This window comes from Streptomyces sp. NPDC054813, assembly GCF_053611365.1.
In genome coordinates this window covers 509640-524116 of the sequence record NZ_JBSHAF010000004.1, presented here as the reverse complement: position 1 = coordinate 524116, position 14477 = coordinate 509640, and the positions used below count along the sequence as shown (strand labels likewise).

Below are 14477 nucleotides of genomic sequence, written 5' to 3'. Positions count from 1 at the left end.
CGCCGCCCCCCCCCCCCTCTCTGGTGTCCACTCCCAAAGAATAATGAGCACCGAGGTATGTGGCGGTGGGGGGTCGCAGCTCCATCGGCCGCCCCCCCCCCCCCTCCTTGGTACCTCAGCCCGTGAACCCGGCCACGTTCTCCTTCGTGACCACCTTCACCGGCACCTTGATCGTCGACTCGACCTTCTTGTCCTGGATCGCCTTGAGCGCGTTGTCCACGGCGATCTTCCCGAGCTGGGAGGGCTGCTGGGCGACCGACGCGTACAGCGTGCCGTTCTTGACCGCCGTCAGGCCGTCCGGGGTGCCGTCGAAGCCGACCACCGAGACCGACTTGCCGGCCTTGGAGCCGAGCGCCTTGATCGCGCCGAGGGCCATCTCGTCGTTGGCGGCGATGACGCCCTGGACGTCCGGGTGGGCCTGGAGCAGGTTCGACATCACGTCGAGGCCCTTGGTGCGGTCGAAGTCGGCCGGCTGCTGGGCCACCACCTGGATGCCGGGGTAGGCCTTGAGGCCGTTGGCGAAGCCCTGCGCGCGTTCGCGGGCGGCGGAGGTGCCGGCCTGGCCCTGCAGGATCACGATCTTGCCGTGGCCGCCGAGCCTGTCGCCGATCGTCTTCGCGGCCAGCTCGCCGCCGGCGACGTTGTCGGAGGCGACCAGCGCGTCGGTCTTGGCGTTGTTGACGCCCCGGTCGACGGCGATCACCGGGATGCCGGCCTTGTCGGCGGACTTCACGGAGTTGCTCGCCGCGTCCGAGTCCACCGGGTTGACGATGATCGCGCCCAGTCCCGAACTGGTGAAGTTCTGGAGCTGGTTGGCCTGCTGGGAGGCGTCGTTCTGGGCGTCCGTGACGGTCAGGTCCACGCCCTGCTTCTTCGCCTCGGCCTGGGCGCCGGACCGGATCTGCACGAAGAAGGGGTTGTTCAGGGTGGACAGGGACAGGCCCATCTTCGGGTTGCCGGAGGAGGAGCCGGTGTGCAGCAGGGAGGTCGCGGCGACGAGTCCGACGGTGACGACGGCCGCGAGCGCGTACGTGCCCGCCTGCTTGCCCTTGTTGCCCCCGGTACCGGCGGCCACCGGAGTCGCCCCGGCCTTGCGGCGCACGGTGTCGAGGAGCACGGCGAGCGCGATGACGACACCGATCACGACCTGCTGCCAGAACGCGGAGACGTTCAGCAGGTTGAGGCCGTTGCGCAGCACCGCCAGGATCAGCGCGCCGATCAGCGTGCCGGAGGCCTTGCCGGTACCGCCGGCCAGCGACGCGCCGCCGATCACCACCGCCGCGATGGCGTCCAGTTCGTAGCCGTTGGCGGCCTGCGGCTGCGCGGAGGACAGCCGGGAGGCGAGCACGATGCCGGCGACGGCCGCGAACAGCCCGGACAGCGCGTAGATGGCGAGCTTCTGCTTGGACACCCGCAGCCCGGAGAGCCGGGCGGCCTCCTCGTTGCCGCCGATCGCGTACATCGAGCGCCCGATGTACGTCCGGCCGAGCACGAAGGCGGCGATCAGCCCCATGAGGACCATGACGAGGACCGGCACCGGCAGCCAGCCGCCGAGCGTGTCACCGAGGTGCGAGACCGAGTCGGGGAAGGCGATCGGGGAGCCCTCGGAGATCACCAGCGACAGGCCGCGGGCCACCGACAGCATGGCCAGGGTGGCGATGAACGGTGGCAGCTTGCCGTACGCGATGAGGAAGCCGTTGACGAGACCGGCCACTATGCCGGTGGCGACGGCCAGCACCACGGCCAGGAAGACCGGCACCCCGTGCGAGGTGGCGCTCCAGGCCAGCACGGTGGCCGACAGGGCCGCGACGGAGCCGACCGACAGGTCGATGCCCGCCGCGACGATCACGAACGTGACACCGAAGGCGAGGATGGCCGTCACGGCCGCCTGGACGCCGACGTTCAGCAGGTTGTCGGTGGTGAGGAAGTCCCCCGACAGCGCCGACATGGCGATGACGAGGACGATCAGCGCGGTCAGCGCGCCGTTGTCGAGGAGCAGCCGGCGCACGCCGGAGACGCCACCGGCGCCCGCGTTCCCGCTCTTGAGCGTGTCAGTGGCCACGTCCGGCCTCCTTGTCGGTTGTGGTGGTGGGGGTGCTGACGGCGAGGGCCATCACGGAGTCCTGGGTGGCCTGGTCGGCGGAGAGCTCACCCGCGATCCGGCCCTGGGCCATCACCAGCACCCGGTCGCTCATCCCGAGGACCTCGGGCAGATCGCTGGAGATCATCAGTACGGCGGCTCCGGCGGCCGTCAGCTCGTTGATCAGCTGGTAGATCTCGACCTTGGCGCCGACGTCGATACCGCGCGTCGGCTCGTCGAGGATCAGCACCTTGGTGTCGGCCAGGAGCCACTTGCCGATGACGACCTTCTGCTGGTTGCCGCCGGAGAGCGTGCGCACGTGCTGACCGAGCCCGGCCATCCGCACGCCCAGCTGCCCGGCGATCCGCTCGGCGGCGACATGCTGCGCCTTGAGGTCGACGATCCCGGCCCGGGTGGCCCGGCGCAGGGTCACCAGGCCGAGGTTCTCCTCGACGGAGGCGTCGAGGACCAGCCCCTGCCCCTTGCGGTCCTCGGGGACGAGCCCGATCCCGGCGGCCATGGCCGCGTTGACGTCGTGCCGCTTCAGCGCCGTACCGGAGACCTGCACGGCCCCCTTGTCGTACGGATCGGCGCCGAACACGGCCCGCACGACCTCCGTGCGACCGGCGCCCACCAGGCCCGCGATGCCGACGACCTCCCCCGCGTGCACCGCGAAGCTGACGTCGTGGAAGACCCCGTCCCGGGTCAGCCCTTCGACGGACAGCAGTGCGGCACCGGTCTCGGCCCGCTCCCGCGGGTACTGCTGCTCGATGGACCGCCCGACCATGAGCCGGACCAGCTCGTCCTGCGGGGTGGCGGCGGGCACCTGCCCGACGGACTTCCCGTCGCGGATCACCGTCACCCGGTCCCCGAGCTCGGCGATCTCCTCCAGGTGGTGTGTGATGAAGACGATCCCCACCCCGTCGGCCCGCAACTGCCGCACGATCGTGAAGAGCTTCTCCACCTCCTCCGAGGTGAGCACGGCGGTCGGCTCGTCCATGATGAGCACCCGCGCGTCCAGGCTGAGCGCCTTGGCGATCTCGACCATCTGGAGGCGCGCGATACCGAGTTCACGCACCCGCGCGCGGGGCGAGACATTCACCCCGACCCGCTTGAGCAGGGCCTCGGCGTCGGCCTCCATCCGCTTCCGGTCGATCATCCCGAAGCGGCGCGGCTGGCGGCCCAGGAAGATGTTCTCGGCGACCGTGAGATCGGGTACGAGGTTGAACTCCTGGTAGATGGTGGCGATCCCGAGGCGCTCGGAGTCCTGCGCACCATGGATGCGCACCTCCTCGCCACCGGCCAGGATCCGCCCCTCGTCGGGCGTGTAGGCGCCGGAGAGCATCTTGATGAGGGTGCTCTTGCCCGCGCCGTTCTCACCGAGGAGTACGTGCACCTCGCCCCGGCGCAGGTCGAAGTCGACGCCGTCGAGCGCGACCACGCCGGGGAAGGATTTCCGTATGCCCTCGATGCGCAGCAACTCGTCCGGGTTGCTCACGACGTGCTCCTTTGCACAGGGGTCTGGTTCTCGCCACGGTTCGAGCCGTGGCTCCCGTCGTGGTGCGCGCCGCACGAGCGGCGTACGACGAGCCGAGCGGGGAGGGTGACGGACTGCGGAGGCCGCCCCTCGATACGGTCGATCAGCGCGCGCACGGCGGCGCGTCCCAGCTCGCCGGTCGGCTGGGCGATCGCCGTGACCGGCGGATCGGTGTGCACGAACCACCGGATGTCGTCGAACGCGGCGAGCGCGATGTCGTCCGGCACCCGCAGGCCGCGCGCGCGTACGGCGTCGAGCGCGCCGAGCGCCATCAGGTTGTCGGCGGCGAAGACGACCTCGGGCGGCTCGGGCAGGTCGAGGAACCCCTCGGTGACCCGCCGCCCGCTCTCGGCCTGGAAGTCGCCCTGGCCTATGTAGGTGTCGGGGAGGGGCACGCCGTACTCGGCGAGCGCCTCCCGGAAGGCCCGCACACGCTCACTGCCGGTGGTGGTGGCCGCGGGGCCCGCGATGATCGCGAGCCGCCGGTGCCCCAGCCCGTGCAGATGCGCGACGAGGTCCCGGATGGCGGCCTGTCCGTCCGCGCGCACCACGGGCACGTCGACGCCGGGGATCCACCGGTCGACGAACACCATCGGCGTTCCGCCGCGCGCCGCCTCCAGCATCAGCGGCGAGCCGCCGTCGGTGGGGGAGACGAGCAGCCCGTCGATGCGGCGGTCGAGCAGCGTCCGGACGTGATGGTCCTGCAGCTCGGGGCGTTCGTCGGCGTTGCCGATGATCACGCTGTAGCCGAGCGCGCGGGCCTCTTCCTCGACCGAGCGGGCCAGCTCCGTGAAGTACGGGTTGAGTACGTCGCTGATGACCAGGCCGAGGGTGCGGGTCTGGTCGGTGCGCAGGGAACGGGCGACGGCGTTCGGGCGGTAGCCCAGCGTCTCGACGGCGGCCAGCACACGGGTACGGGCGTCGGCGCTGACCGACGGATGGTCGTTCAGGACACGGGACACCGTGGCGACGGATACGCCCGCCGCGGCGGCCACGTCCTTGATGCTCGCCATCGCCGCTCCACCTCCTCGTGGAACTCGTGGAATCGATTACACGCATTGCGTACCGAGGATTGGAATCGATTACACGGCTGTGAGGCAAGGGGTGGGAGATGGCCGAAACCGAATCGTGACTCTCGCCGGCCAGGCGCGCCGGCGCGCCGCCGTGAAGCCCACGGGACAGGGCCGGAAGCCGCGGGTCCGCTTCCTGCGGTGCCCGTCGGCGTACCGGCCCTGCGTGACCTCTTCGGTGCCCGTCAGGCGATGCGGGTCCCCGTGCCGCTGACGTGGACGCGCGGGTCGCCCGCGTGCAGGGTCACCGTGAGTTCGCCGGGGCGGCCCAGGTCCTGGCCCTGGTGCAGGGTGAGGACGGCCTCCTCGGGGACCAGGCCCAGCTCGCGGGCGTACGCACCGAAGGCGGCGGCCGCGGCGCCGGTCGCCGGGTCCTCGACGACGCCTCCGACGGGGAACGGGTCGCGGACGTGGAAGACGGTGGCCGACTCCCGCCACACCAACTGGACCGTGGTCAGGTCCAGGCGGTGCATCAGGGCCTCGAGGCGTGCGAAGTCGTAGGCGAGATCCGCGAGGCGGGCCCGGGTCGCCGCCGCGAGCACGAGATGGCGGGCACCGGCGAACGCGATCCGGGGCGGGAACGCCGGGTCGAGATCGGCGGCCGGCCAGCCGAGCGCGGCGAGCGCCTCCGCGAGGTCGGCGTCGGCGATGTCCTCGACGTGCGGCTCGACGCTGGTGAGGGTGGCCGTGACCGTCCCACCCGCCTCGGTCACCTCGACCGGCACGGTACCGGCGCGCGTCGTGAACACCAGCTCGCCGGGGCCGATCCGCTCGGCGAGTGCGATCGCGGCCGCGATGGTGGCGTGCCCGCAGAACGACACCTCGGCCTTGGGGCTGAAGTAACGGATGGTGTAGGCGCGTTCGCCGCCGAGGCCCTCCGGGGGCGCGGTCAGGAACGCGGACTCCGAGTACCCGAGGTCGGCGGCGATCGCCAGCATGGCGTCGTCGTCCAGGCCACTGGCGTCCAGTACGACACCGGCGGGGTTCCCGCCCTCGGGGCGGCCGGAGAAGGCGGTGTATCGCAGGACCTCGGAGTGCGGTGCGTTCGTCGTCATGACCGCGCAACACGGGTCGGTCGCACGGCTATTCCGGCTGCTCCCTTTCCCTGTCCCCATCCCCGCCCCCCTCCCGTACGCCGGTCACCCCAGGGTGTCCCGGACTGTACGGAAGGCGAGGCAGAGAAGGGCCGAACCCGGTGCCTCCGGTGAGCTGTTGCGCTACCGAGGGTGTGTCACATCGGCTTGGGCTTGAAGACCGCGAAGGTCGCGCCCTGCGGGTCGGCGACCACCGACATCCGGCCGGCCATCATCTCGAACGGCGGTGCCAGTACTGATCCGTTGCGCTTGACCAGCGCGTCCACCGTGGAGTCGACGTCGTCCACCGCGAAGTACGTCAGCCAGTGCGGCGGGACGCCGGGCCGGTCGTCGCCGAGCTGTGCGGCACCGCCGACGGCTTTGCCGCCGACGTTCAGCGACCAGTAGTCCCCGTCGGCGCCCTCCATCGGCTGGATCTCGATGCCGAAGGACTCGCCGTAGAAGCCGGTGGCGCCGAGTACGTCGCTGGTGTTCAGCTCGTTCCAGATCAGCGTGCCCGGCTCGTTGACCAGCCCGGCGCCGTGGAACTCGCCCGGCTGCCACACCCCGAACACCGCGCCCTGCGGGTCGGCGGCGATCAGCATCCGGCCGAGTCCGCCGACGTCCATCACCGGGGCCAGCAGGGTGCCGCCCGCCGAGACGATCGCGTCCTGAGTGGCCGGTGCGTCGGTGCTGGCGAGGTAGGTCGTCCAGACGGTCGGCGGCTCCGGCTGCCCCTCGGGCGCCATGGCGGGACCGATGCCGGCCACCGGCTTGCCCCGCAGCGTGCAGACCGCGTACCCCCCGAACTCGCCCGGGCCGACCTCGCCCTGCCAGCCGAACAGGTCACGGTAGAAGTCCAGCGCGGCCTGCTGGTCCTGTGCCATCAAGTCGACCCAGCACGGCGTGCCGGTCGCGTACGGAGTGGTGATCTCGGGCATCTCAGGTTCTCCCTGCGCGCGAAAAAGTTCCCGCCGCCCACCTTCACCGCCCACCGCGGATCCCGCCACCCGGCCGCAAGGGGAAATTGCATTCGCAGGCCGCCGGCATCGATGCGGCACCGTCGATCTCCTGCGACCTGATCCGTCCGACGGGCCTTAGGAGTGCCTTAGGAGCCATCCTTCCGCAACGCCGTGATGAGGAGGTCGAGGTCCCCGCGCGCCGTGTACGTGCGGATCGGGTCGATGTAGTCGCGGGACTCGACGATCCGACCGTCCCGGACACGCATGACGAAGACGCAGGGCACTTTGGCCGTGGAGTCGTCCGGCGCCGTGAACTCGTAGGCGAACTCGGCGACGATCACTTCGGGGTCGGCGGTCTCGTGCACGACGACATCGACGACCCGCCTCTTCGGTGAGGCCTCCCGAACCTCCGGCGGCACCGTGAAGTGCTCCCGGAGCGCACGTCGGCTCGTCAACGGCTCGGACTCCGGCGTCGCCATCGGATGCCGGACATCGGTGAGCTCGCCGTACAGGTCGGGCAACTCCCCGAAGTTCCCGTCGGCGACCCCGTGGACAAGCCGGAGAAACACCTCGCGCGGACTCGGACTCACAAGAACTCCCCCAGTGATGCGTCAGGTGGCTGCCGATCAGCATCATCGCGTGACGCGAGCCGCTCCTGCGGGCTGTTTCGGCCAACAGCACGCCCCCCGCTGTCCGGCCGTCGGGGCCCCGCGCCCGCGCGCGCCACCCGCCCGGACTCGGTCTCTGCGGTCACGCCGTGTTCGGCTGCGGGCGCCAGGTGCCGTCCAGCGGGACGCCGGCGGCCGCCGCGACCCGGTCGCGGGACTCCCGCAGGCGGGTGCGCAGCGCCCGCAGGTCCACGTCGACCAGCGCGCCGTCCCGCTTCACGACGCGGCCCGCGACGAGGACCGTGTCGACCAGGCCGGGGTGACCGGCGGCGACGATCGTGCCGGCGGGGTCGGTGACCGGGGCGACGGTGATGTCGTCGGTGCGCAACAGGATCACGTCGGCGTCCTTGCCGGGCGTGAGGCTGCCCGTGCGGGCGGCGAGGCCCAGGGCGTGGGCGCCGTCGACGGTGGCGAACTCCAGCAGGTCACGGGAGTCGAGTCCGCCGTCCAGGCCGCGCTGTACGACGTAGGTGGTGCGCATGGTGGAGAACATGTCGCCGCCGACCGACGGGACGTCGTCGACGGAGAGCGTCGGGCGCAGGCCCGCGGCCAGCATCCGGCCGGTCATCGGCCAGCCGAACCCCATCTTCAGCTCGACGTCCGGGCTGATGGACACCGTGGCGCCGGCGTCGGCGAGCATCCGCAGCTCGTCGTCGCCGATCCCGTTCGCGTGCACGAACGTCGTGGTGTCCCGCAGCAGCCCGTGCTCGTGCAGGTCGGCGACCGGGCGCCGGATTCCCTCGGACTCGACGTGCAGGCTGGTCCGCAGGCCCAGTTCGGCCGCCAGCTTCAGCTCCTCGGCGACGGTGTCCATGGAGGTGTCCTCCGCACCGCGCAGCCCGAACGCCATGGTGACCAGAGTGTCGTCGCCGGGGAGCGCGGACCGCACACGGCGGATCTCGGCCTCGACGGAGTCGGCGGTGCCCCATCCCGCGCCGTGGCAGAAGACCGACCGCCCCGGCGCGTCCCGCAGCGCCGCGACACCGGCGTCCGCGTGCTCGGGGCTCTGCGCGCAGTGGAACCAGTCGAGCATCGTGGTCACACCGGAGTGCAGGGCCTCGAGGCGGCCGAGCAGGGTGCCCAGATAGACGTCCTCGGGCCGGTAGCGGGGCTTCAGCGTCCGGTGCATGGCCTGCGCCCACTCGGGGAACGTCCAGTCCGCGCCGATACCGCGGAACGCGGTCTGCCAGGTGTGCCGATGGGTGTCCACGAAGCCGGGCATCACGATCCGGTCGGTCGCGTCGATCACCTCGGCGTCCGGGGCGTCGATCGCCTCGGCCACCTCGACGATCACGCCGTCCTCGATCAGCACGTCACCGCGTTCGAGATCGCCGACGGCCGGGTCCATGCTGACCACGGTGCCGCCGGCAAGCAGGATCCTCATCAGAAAGCTCCTCTACGAATAGTGGTTGTTTGCCCGGATTGACGATGCGGACAAGTCTTGCCGAGCGGCGTGTGGATGGAGGCCGATCCCGGCAACGTTGGCAGGAAATTGCGCGGCCAGAGGGGCGGAGAATGGTGGAAAGCCCCGTTCCTGAGCAATAATCTGCCCTCATGGATGATGTGGATCGGTCCATCCTCGCCGTGCTCGAGAAGCACGGGCGGATCAGCAACGCCGAGCTCGCCGCGCGGGTCGGTCTGTCGCCGTCACCGTGCCTGCGGCGCGTGCACCGCCTCGAGGAGACCGGGGTGATCCGCGGCTACCGGGCGGAGATCGACCCCGCGGCCCTCGGCCGTAGCCTCCGCGTGTTCGCGGGCGTCCGCCTGATGCGGCACAACCGCGGCGACGTGGCCGCGTTCGAACGCGCGGTCGTCCAGCTGCCCGAGGTGGTCCACGTCCATCACGTCACCGGCAACTACGACTACCTGCTCCAGGTCGAGGTCGCCGACCTGCCGGCCTACGAGGCCTTCCACGCCAACCGGCTGGCCGACCTGCCCGGCGTCGCCACGGTCAGCAGCTACGTCACGATGAAGACGCTCTCCGCCCGCACCGCGTGAAGCCCGGGATTGTTCAGGCGGTGGCGGCCGCGTCGGCCGCCGTGACCACGTCGGCGACCAGGTCGGCCGTGTCCTCCACGCCCGCGGCCAGCCGGACCAGGCCGGGCGGCACCGCGGCGGCGAGCTGGTCGTCGCTGAGCATGCCGCGCCACATGGACGCCGGGTGCACGGCCAGTGATTCCACGCCGCCGAGGCTTGCCGACCGGCGGGCGTAGCGCAGCCGCCCGAGGAACGCGTCGGCCACGTCGAAGCCGCCGGTGAACTCGACGCTCAGCACTCCGCCGAACCCGTTCATCTGGCTCGCGGCCAGCTTGTGCTGCGGGTGGGAGGACAAGCCGGGATAGTGCACCCGGCGCACGGCGGGGTGGGCGTGCAGGGCCTCCGCGAGCGCCTGGCCGTTGGCGTTGTGCCGGGGCATCCGCAGCGGAAGGGTGCGCATCCCGCGCAGCAGCAGCCACGCGTCGAACGGCCCGAGCACGGCACCGGTGAGCAGACCGGTGTCCCAGACCCGGTCCAGGAGTCCGGCCGGACCGGCCAGCACTCCGGCGGAGACGTCGGTGTGGCCGTTGAGGTACTTGGTCGCGCTGTGCCAGACCAGGTCGACGCCGAAGTCCGCCGGGCGCTGGTTCAGCGGGGTGGCGAAGGTGTTGTCGGCCATGGTCGGCACGTCGTGCGCGCGGGCCAGGTCCGTGACGGCGCGCAGGTCGGTGATCTGGAGCAGCGGATTGCTCGGGGTCTCCACCAGGATCAGGCGGGTGTGCGGGGCCAGCGCCTTCTCGAACGCCTCCGGGTCGGTCTGGTCGACCAGTGTGGTCGACACGCCGAACCGGGGCAGCAGGTTGAGCAGGACCGACGCGGTACCGCCGTAGGTGGACCGTTGCCCGATGACATGGTCACCGGCGGACACCAGGGCCAGTACGGCGGTGGTGAGCGCGGCCATCCCGGACGCGGTCACCATGGCCGCCTCGGTCCCCTCCAGTTCCGCGACGACGGCCGCGGCCTGCGCGTGGTTCGGGTTGCCGAAGCGGGTGTAGAAGTCCTGGCCGCGCGGGTCGACGGCAGCCCGCGCGAACGTCTCGCCGTCCGGGGCCGAGAAGGCCGCCGTCTGGTAGATGGGCGGTGCCACCGCGCGATGTGGAAGGACCTCGCGATCGGCGTGGACGGTGACTGTGCTGGTGCCCGGCATGGTTGCGTGCCCTTCCGTGGTCCGTCGGTACGACACCGTCGAGCGTGGCCGACGGAACCGCGAAGGCGAGCGCATCCGAGCAATGTTGGCAGCATATTGCGCCCGTAGCGGGGTTCAGGATTGTGCTAGAGCCGAGAATTGAGCAATTCTGTGCTCATCAAAGAGCTACGGTGCCGCGGACGCAGACGGTCGTGGCACCGCTCACCCACACGGTGCCGTCCGCGTCGGCGGTGACCTCGATGGTCGCGGCCCGTCCCACCCGCGCGCCCTGCGAGACCCGGTAGGCGGCGGGGGCCGCGCCGGTGGCGGTGAGCCACTGCCCGACGGCGGCGTTCATGCTGCCGCAGGCGGGGTCCTCGGGCACTCCGCAGCGGGGCGCGAACGTCCGCATCTCGAAGTCGTGCGGGGAACCGTCGGGGTAGGCGCCGATCGCGCCGACCATCGCGGTCGGGATGCGGGAGAGGTCGGGTTCGAGGGCGAGCACCTCTTCGGCGGTGGCCAGCCGGAGCACGGCCCAGCCCGGCCCGTTGTCGACCCACTGGTGGGCGAGGACCCGGTCACGTCCGATGCCGAACGCGGCCACGATCTCTGCCAGGTATCCGTCGTCGAGCGCGCCGTCCCGCAGCAGCGGCGGGGCGGCGAAGGACAGCACGCCGTCGCCGCGGCGCACGGTGACCAGGCCGGCGCCGCATTCCTGCACGATGCGGTCGGTGTGGAGCGGCACACCGCCGCCGTCCAGCCAGGCGCGCGCCGAGCCGAGGGTGGGGTGCCCGGCGAACGGCAGCTCGCCGTCGGGCGTGAAGATCCGCAGCCGGTAGTCCGCCTCCGCGACGGTGGGGGCCACCACGAACGTGGTCTCCGACAGGTTGGTCCACCGCGCCAGCCGCTGCATCTCCTCGTCTGCCAGGTCCGCCCCGTCGAGGACGACCGCTACCGGGTTGCCGCGATAGGGACTTGGCGAAAACACGTCGACCTGGACGAACGGGCGGTTGCGCGGCGGCATGGTCATCACGGCCTCTCGGTGACGGAGTCGGCCCCATCACAACGGGCGCCCGTACGGTCGGGACATGGCCAGTCACGACAAAGTGGACTGCCTTCTACGCCGCGGCCAGCTCGCACCACACGTACTTCCCCCGGTTGCCGTATCTCGACAGCGGCTGCCACCCCCACAGATCCGAACAGGCCCGTACGAGCGCCAGCCCCCGCCCCTCCTCCGCCTCCCCGAGTCCCTCCAACGGCACGGGCGGCTCCGGCGGTTCCGGGTCCGCGTCCCACGCGCCGATCCGCAGGGTCCCGGGCGGCGACCACCGCACCCGCAGGGCCGCAGGCCCCTTCGTATGCCGTACGGCGTTGGAGACCAACTCGGTCGCGAGGAGTTCGGCGACATCGAGGAACCGCGTCAGCCCGTGCGCGGCGAGGATCAGTCTGAGCGTGTGCCGGCTGACGGTGACAGCACGGAGGTCGTTGGGGATGGTGAGCGTGTACTCCCAGGCTTCGGGCATGCGTCATCAACTCCGGTGTTCGTGGGGGAGTTTCACGCGCGGTGGCGTTGCCGCGGCCGTCGTGGCAGGACGGGGCGGTGCACTTCCGATGCGTGAGCGGTGCGTCACTGACGGTAGGGCTAACATGTGTACCCGAGCAAGCCGATCGCGTAATCCGACCCGAACGAGGAGTAATCGATGCCGCTGAGGCGCGAAGCAACCGCACGTCAGATGCGCTTGGGCGTCGAACTGCGCCGACTCCGCGAGGCGGCGGGGCTCACGGCCATCGAGGCGGCAGCGCTGCTTGGGGCGAATCGCGCCCAGATGAGTCACATTGAATCGGGACTCGCGGGTGTGAGCGAGGAGCGGCTGCGGCGCCTCGCATCCCACTACGCCTGCACGGACGAGGAGTTCATCGACGCCCTGGTCGTCATGGCTACCGACCGGACACGCGGCTGGTGGGAGGAGTATCGGGGCTTGCTACCCACGTCGTTCTTGGACCTTGCGGAATTGGAGCACCACGCTACGTTCATGCGCGAGGTGGCGGTTCTGTACGTTCCGGGTCTGCTGCAGACGGAGGACTATGCGCGCGGCGTCTTCTCCAGCAGGGTGCCTGAACTCACGGACGGTGAACTGGAGTTGCGTCTAGGCCACCGGCTGCGACGGCAGCGGTTCACCATCCCGTACGAGTTGGTGATCCATGAGTGCGCCCTTCGTATCAGGGTGAGCGACCGGGCTGCCGCCCGGGCCCAACTCGTTAAACTGGTGGAGCTTTCCCAAGCCGAAAACATCACCGTGCGTGTCATCCCGTTTGACCTGGACGGTTTCGGCAGGGCGGCCAGCACGATGACGCACGTTGGCGGCCCTCTCCTCAAGCTGGACACCGTCGTGCGCGACGTGCCCCACGGCTCGGCCTTCATCGATTCCGAAGCACAGCTCAGCGTCTTTCGAACGCGCTTCCGTAAGGTGGAAGCTGTATCACTCGACTCCGAACGGTCGCGTGACTTTATCTACCGGCTGGCGAAAGAGCTGTGAGGCACCCATGGACAACTGGCGGAAGTCGTCCTACTCAGGCCCCGACGACGGCAACGCCTGTGTGGAGATAGCGAAGTCACCCACCCACACAGCCGTTCGCGACTCGAAGGCCCCCGCCCGAGCCACCCTCACCTTCCCCACCCTCGCCTTCACCGCCTTCCTCGGCGCCCTGAAGAAGCACCCCCACCCGTAAACTTCCGGCGTGGCATTCATGAGCACCCCGCACTGCTGCTTCCTGTGATCGGAAGGCGCTGAGGGCGAGGCCGGACGGCGTCGCCCTCCTTGGTGTGCCTGTTGCGCCGGTCTCCGTACGCGCGTGCAGGCACGGTCCCTTCCCTTCGGCTCTGCCAGGAGTGCCTCGTGCCCGTGTTGCTTCCCCCTGCCCTCGGACTCTTCCTCGACCTGTTGCGCTGCCCGGCGTGCCGCGTGCGCCGTCTGCATCCTGAACCCGGCGCACTGCGCTGTGCGGCGGGCCATGCCTTCGACATCGCCCGGCACGGCTATGCCGGCCTCCTGACGGGCGGCCGGGCCACCAGCGGCGACGACGGTGCCATGGTCCGGGCCCGGGACCGCTTCCTGGCCACCGGCGGGTACGCCCGCATCCGGCAGGCCGTTGCCCGCCTGGCGGCCGATTCGGCCCCTCGGCGGGGCGCGGTCGTGGACGTCGGGTGCGGAACGGGCTACTACCTGGCCGGTGTTCTGGACCAGTTGCCCGGTGCCCACGGTCTGGGCCTGGACACGTCGGTGCGCGCGCTGCGCTCGGCGGCCCGGGCCCACGAGCGGGGCGCCGCGGTGGCCTGGGACGTCTTCCGTTGCTTCCCGCTCGCCGACGGGGCGGCCGACGTGGTGCTCGACGTGTTCGCCCCGCGCAATCCGGCCGAGTTCCACCGGGTACTCCGGCCGGCCGGCCGGCTGATCGTGGTCCGTCCCACCGTGCGGCACCTGGCCGAGGTGTACGGCCGGGTGCCCGGAACGATCACCGTCGACCCGGCCAAGGAGCAGCGCCTGCACCGGGCGCTGGCCCCCTGCTTCGAGGCCGTCGTCACGGAGCGGGTCGAGTACCCCGTGGTCCTGTCCGGGCGGCAGGCGCTGGACCTGGTGGGTATGACGCCGAGCGCGCGACATGTGAGCGGTGCGGACCTGACCGGGGACGGCCTCCTGCCCGACCGGGTCACCGTCTCCGTACTGGCCACCGCCTATCGGCCTCGGTGACCACGACGGTCGCATGCGCCCGCTGACCGACGAAGTGCGGGCACGCGCGTGTGCCCGCACCCGGTCGCCCTGTTACCGAATGCGGACAGACCCGGGTGAACGACGCCTGTCCCGGCGCCATCTCATGGGGTGTCACGAAACAGCCGACGCGGTCGGTTCGCCCTGCGGGAGCAGA

At 70.9% G+C, this 14477-nt stretch carries 14 protein-coding genes; 4 read left to right on the top strand and 10 right to left on the bottom strand.

The window, feature by feature from the left end:
• Nucleotides 1-115: 115 nt before the first annotated feature.
• The 7 genes from ACWGJB_RS10850 to ACWGJB_RS10820 all read right to left on the bottom strand — a co-directional run bounded on the left by ACWGJB_RS10850 (nucleotide 116) and on the right by ACWGJB_RS10820 (nucleotide 8774).
• The gene (locus ACWGJB_RS10850) at nucleotides 116-2062 is read right to left on the bottom strand and encodes an ABC transporter permease/substrate-binding protein (protein ID WP_453379841.1); all 1947 of its coding nucleotides are present in this window, start codon (nucleotides 2060-2062) and stop codon (nucleotides 116-118) included.
• Nucleotides 2052-3578, bottom strand: coding sequence for a sugar ABC transporter ATP-binding protein (locus ACWGJB_RS10845; RefSeq protein ID WP_453379840.1), 1527 nt, complete (start codon nucleotides 3576-3578; stop codon nucleotides 2052-2054). The genes ACWGJB_RS10850 and ACWGJB_RS10845 overlap by 11 nt, the downstream gene beginning before the upstream one ends.
• Entirely contained in the window at nucleotides 3575-4630 is a 1056-nt protein-coding gene (locus tag ACWGJB_RS10840) for a LacI family DNA-binding transcriptional regulator (protein WP_453379839.1), read from the bottom strand. The genes ACWGJB_RS10845 and ACWGJB_RS10840 overlap by 4 nt, the downstream gene beginning before the upstream one ends.
• Before the next feature lie 242 nt (nucleotides 4631-4872).
• Nucleotides 4873-5742: a PhzF family phenazine biosynthesis protein gene (locus ACWGJB_RS10835; RefSeq protein ID WP_453379838.1), complete on the bottom strand. Its 870-nt coding sequence runs from the start codon at nucleotides 5740-5742 to the stop codon at nucleotides 4873-4875.
• Nucleotides 5743-5918: 176 nt separating this feature from the next.
• A complete protein-coding gene (locus ACWGJB_RS10830) occupies nucleotides 5919-6701 on the bottom strand; it encodes a VOC family protein (RefSeq protein ID WP_453379837.1) in 783 nt (260 codons plus the stop codon).
• Nucleotides 6702-6868: 167 nt separating this feature from the next.
• Nucleotides 6869-7312: a nuclear transport factor 2 family protein gene (locus tag ACWGJB_RS10825; protein ID WP_453379836.1), complete on the bottom strand. Its 444-nt coding sequence runs from the start codon at nucleotides 7310-7312 to the stop codon at nucleotides 6869-6871.
• Between the two features lie 160 nt (nucleotides 7313-7472).
• On the bottom strand, nucleotides 7473-8774 hold the full coding sequence (locus ACWGJB_RS10820) for an amidohydrolase family protein (RefSeq protein ID WP_453379835.1): 1302 nt from the start codon (nucleotides 8772-8774) through the stop codon (nucleotides 7473-7475).
• 170 nt (nucleotides 8775-8944) lie between these two features.
• On the opposite strand from ACWGJB_RS10820, the gene ACWGJB_RS10815 reads away from it, so the two are divergent.
• Entirely contained in the window at nucleotides 8945-9388 is a 444-nt protein-coding gene (locus ACWGJB_RS10815) for an Lrp/AsnC family transcriptional regulator (RefSeq protein ID WP_453379834.1), read from the top strand.
• A 13-nt stretch (nucleotides 9389-9401) separates the two neighbouring features.
• Here ACWGJB_RS10815 and ACWGJB_RS10810 read toward each other — a convergent pair whose 3' ends face one another.
• The 3 genes from ACWGJB_RS10810 to ACWGJB_RS10800 form a co-directional block, all read right to left on the bottom strand.
• The gene (locus ACWGJB_RS10810) at nucleotides 9402-10574 is read right to left on the bottom strand and encodes a trans-sulfuration enzyme family protein (protein WP_453379833.1); all 1173 of its coding nucleotides are present in this window, start codon (nucleotides 10572-10574) and stop codon (nucleotides 9402-9404) included.
• A 157-nt stretch (nucleotides 10575-10731) separates the two neighbouring features.
• Nucleotides 10732-11583 (bottom strand): PhzF family phenazine biosynthesis protein, encoded by an 852-nt coding sequence (locus tag ACWGJB_RS10805; RefSeq protein ID WP_453379832.1) that lies wholly within the window; start codon nucleotides 11581-11583, stop codon nucleotides 10732-10734.
• An 88-nt stretch (nucleotides 11584-11671) separates the two neighbouring features.
• Nucleotides 11672-12076: an ATP-binding protein gene (locus ACWGJB_RS10800; protein ID WP_453379831.1), complete on the bottom strand. Its 405-nt coding sequence runs from the start codon at nucleotides 12074-12076 to the stop codon at nucleotides 11672-11674.
• Nucleotides 12077-12253: 177 nt separating this feature from the next.
• Between ACWGJB_RS10800 and ACWGJB_RS10795 the strand changes: the two genes are divergently transcribed.
• From ACWGJB_RS10795 to ACWGJB_RS10785, 3 genes are all read left to right on the top strand, one after another.
• Nucleotides 12254-13090 carry a helix-turn-helix domain-containing protein gene (locus ACWGJB_RS10795; RefSeq protein ID WP_453379830.1) on the top strand — a complete coding sequence of 279 codons (837 nt, stop codon included), beginning with the start codon at nucleotides 12254-12256 and terminating at the stop codon, nucleotides 13088-13090.
• 7 nt (nucleotides 13091-13097) lie between these two features.
• Nucleotides 13098-13283: a DUF397 domain-containing protein gene (locus ACWGJB_RS10790; RefSeq protein WP_453379829.1), complete on the top strand. Its 186-nt coding sequence runs from the start codon at nucleotides 13098-13100 to the stop codon at nucleotides 13281-13283.
• 167 nt (nucleotides 13284-13450) lie between these two features.
• The gene (locus ACWGJB_RS10785; RefSeq protein ID WP_453379828.1) at nucleotides 13451-14302 is read left to right on the top strand and encodes a methyltransferase domain-containing protein; all 852 of its coding nucleotides are present in this window, start codon (nucleotides 13451-13453) and stop codon (nucleotides 14300-14302) included.
• The last annotated feature ends 175 nt before the right edge of the window (nucleotides 14303-14477 follow it).

Excerpts from the sequence above, each read along its gene's own strand:
- ACWGJB_RS10840 (WP_453379839.1), bottom strand. The coding sequence starts at position 4,630 with ATGGCGAGCATCAAGGACGTGGCCGCCGCGGCGGGCGTATCCGTCGCC.
- ACWGJB_RS10835 (WP_453379838.1), bottom strand. The coding sequence starts at position 5,742 with ATGACGACGAACGCACCGCACTCCGAGGTCCTGCGATACACCGCCTTC.
- ACWGJB_RS10830 (WP_453379837.1), bottom strand. The coding sequence starts at position 6,701 with ATGCCCGAGATCACCACTCCGTACGCGACCGGCACGCCGTGCTGGGTC.
- ACWGJB_RS10820 (WP_453379835.1), bottom strand. The coding sequence starts at position 8,774 with ATGAGGATCCTGCTTGCCGGCGGCACCGTGGTCAGCATGGACCCGGCC.
- ACWGJB_RS10815 (WP_453379834.1), top strand. The coding sequence starts at position 8,945 with ATGGATGATGTGGATCGGTCCATCCTCGCCGTGCTCGAGAAGCACGGG.
- ACWGJB_RS10810 (WP_453379833.1), bottom strand. The coding sequence starts at position 10,574 with ATGCCGGGCACCAGCACAGTCACCGTCCACGCCGATCGCGAGGTCCTT.
- ACWGJB_RS10805 (WP_453379832.1), bottom strand. The coding sequence starts at position 11,583 with ATGACCATGCCGCCGCGCAACCGCCCGTTCGTCCAGGTCGACGTGTTT.
- ACWGJB_RS10800 (WP_453379831.1), bottom strand. The coding sequence starts at position 12,076 with ATGCCCGAAGCCTGGGAGTACACGCTCACCATCCCCAACGACCTCCGT.
- ACWGJB_RS10795 (WP_453379830.1), top strand. The coding sequence starts at position 12,254 with ATGCCGCTGAGGCGCGAAGCAACCGCACGTCAGATGCGCTTGGGCGTC.
- ACWGJB_RS10790 (WP_453379829.1), top strand. The coding sequence starts at position 13,098 with ATGGACAACTGGCGGAAGTCGTCCTACTCAGGCCCCGACGACGGCAAC.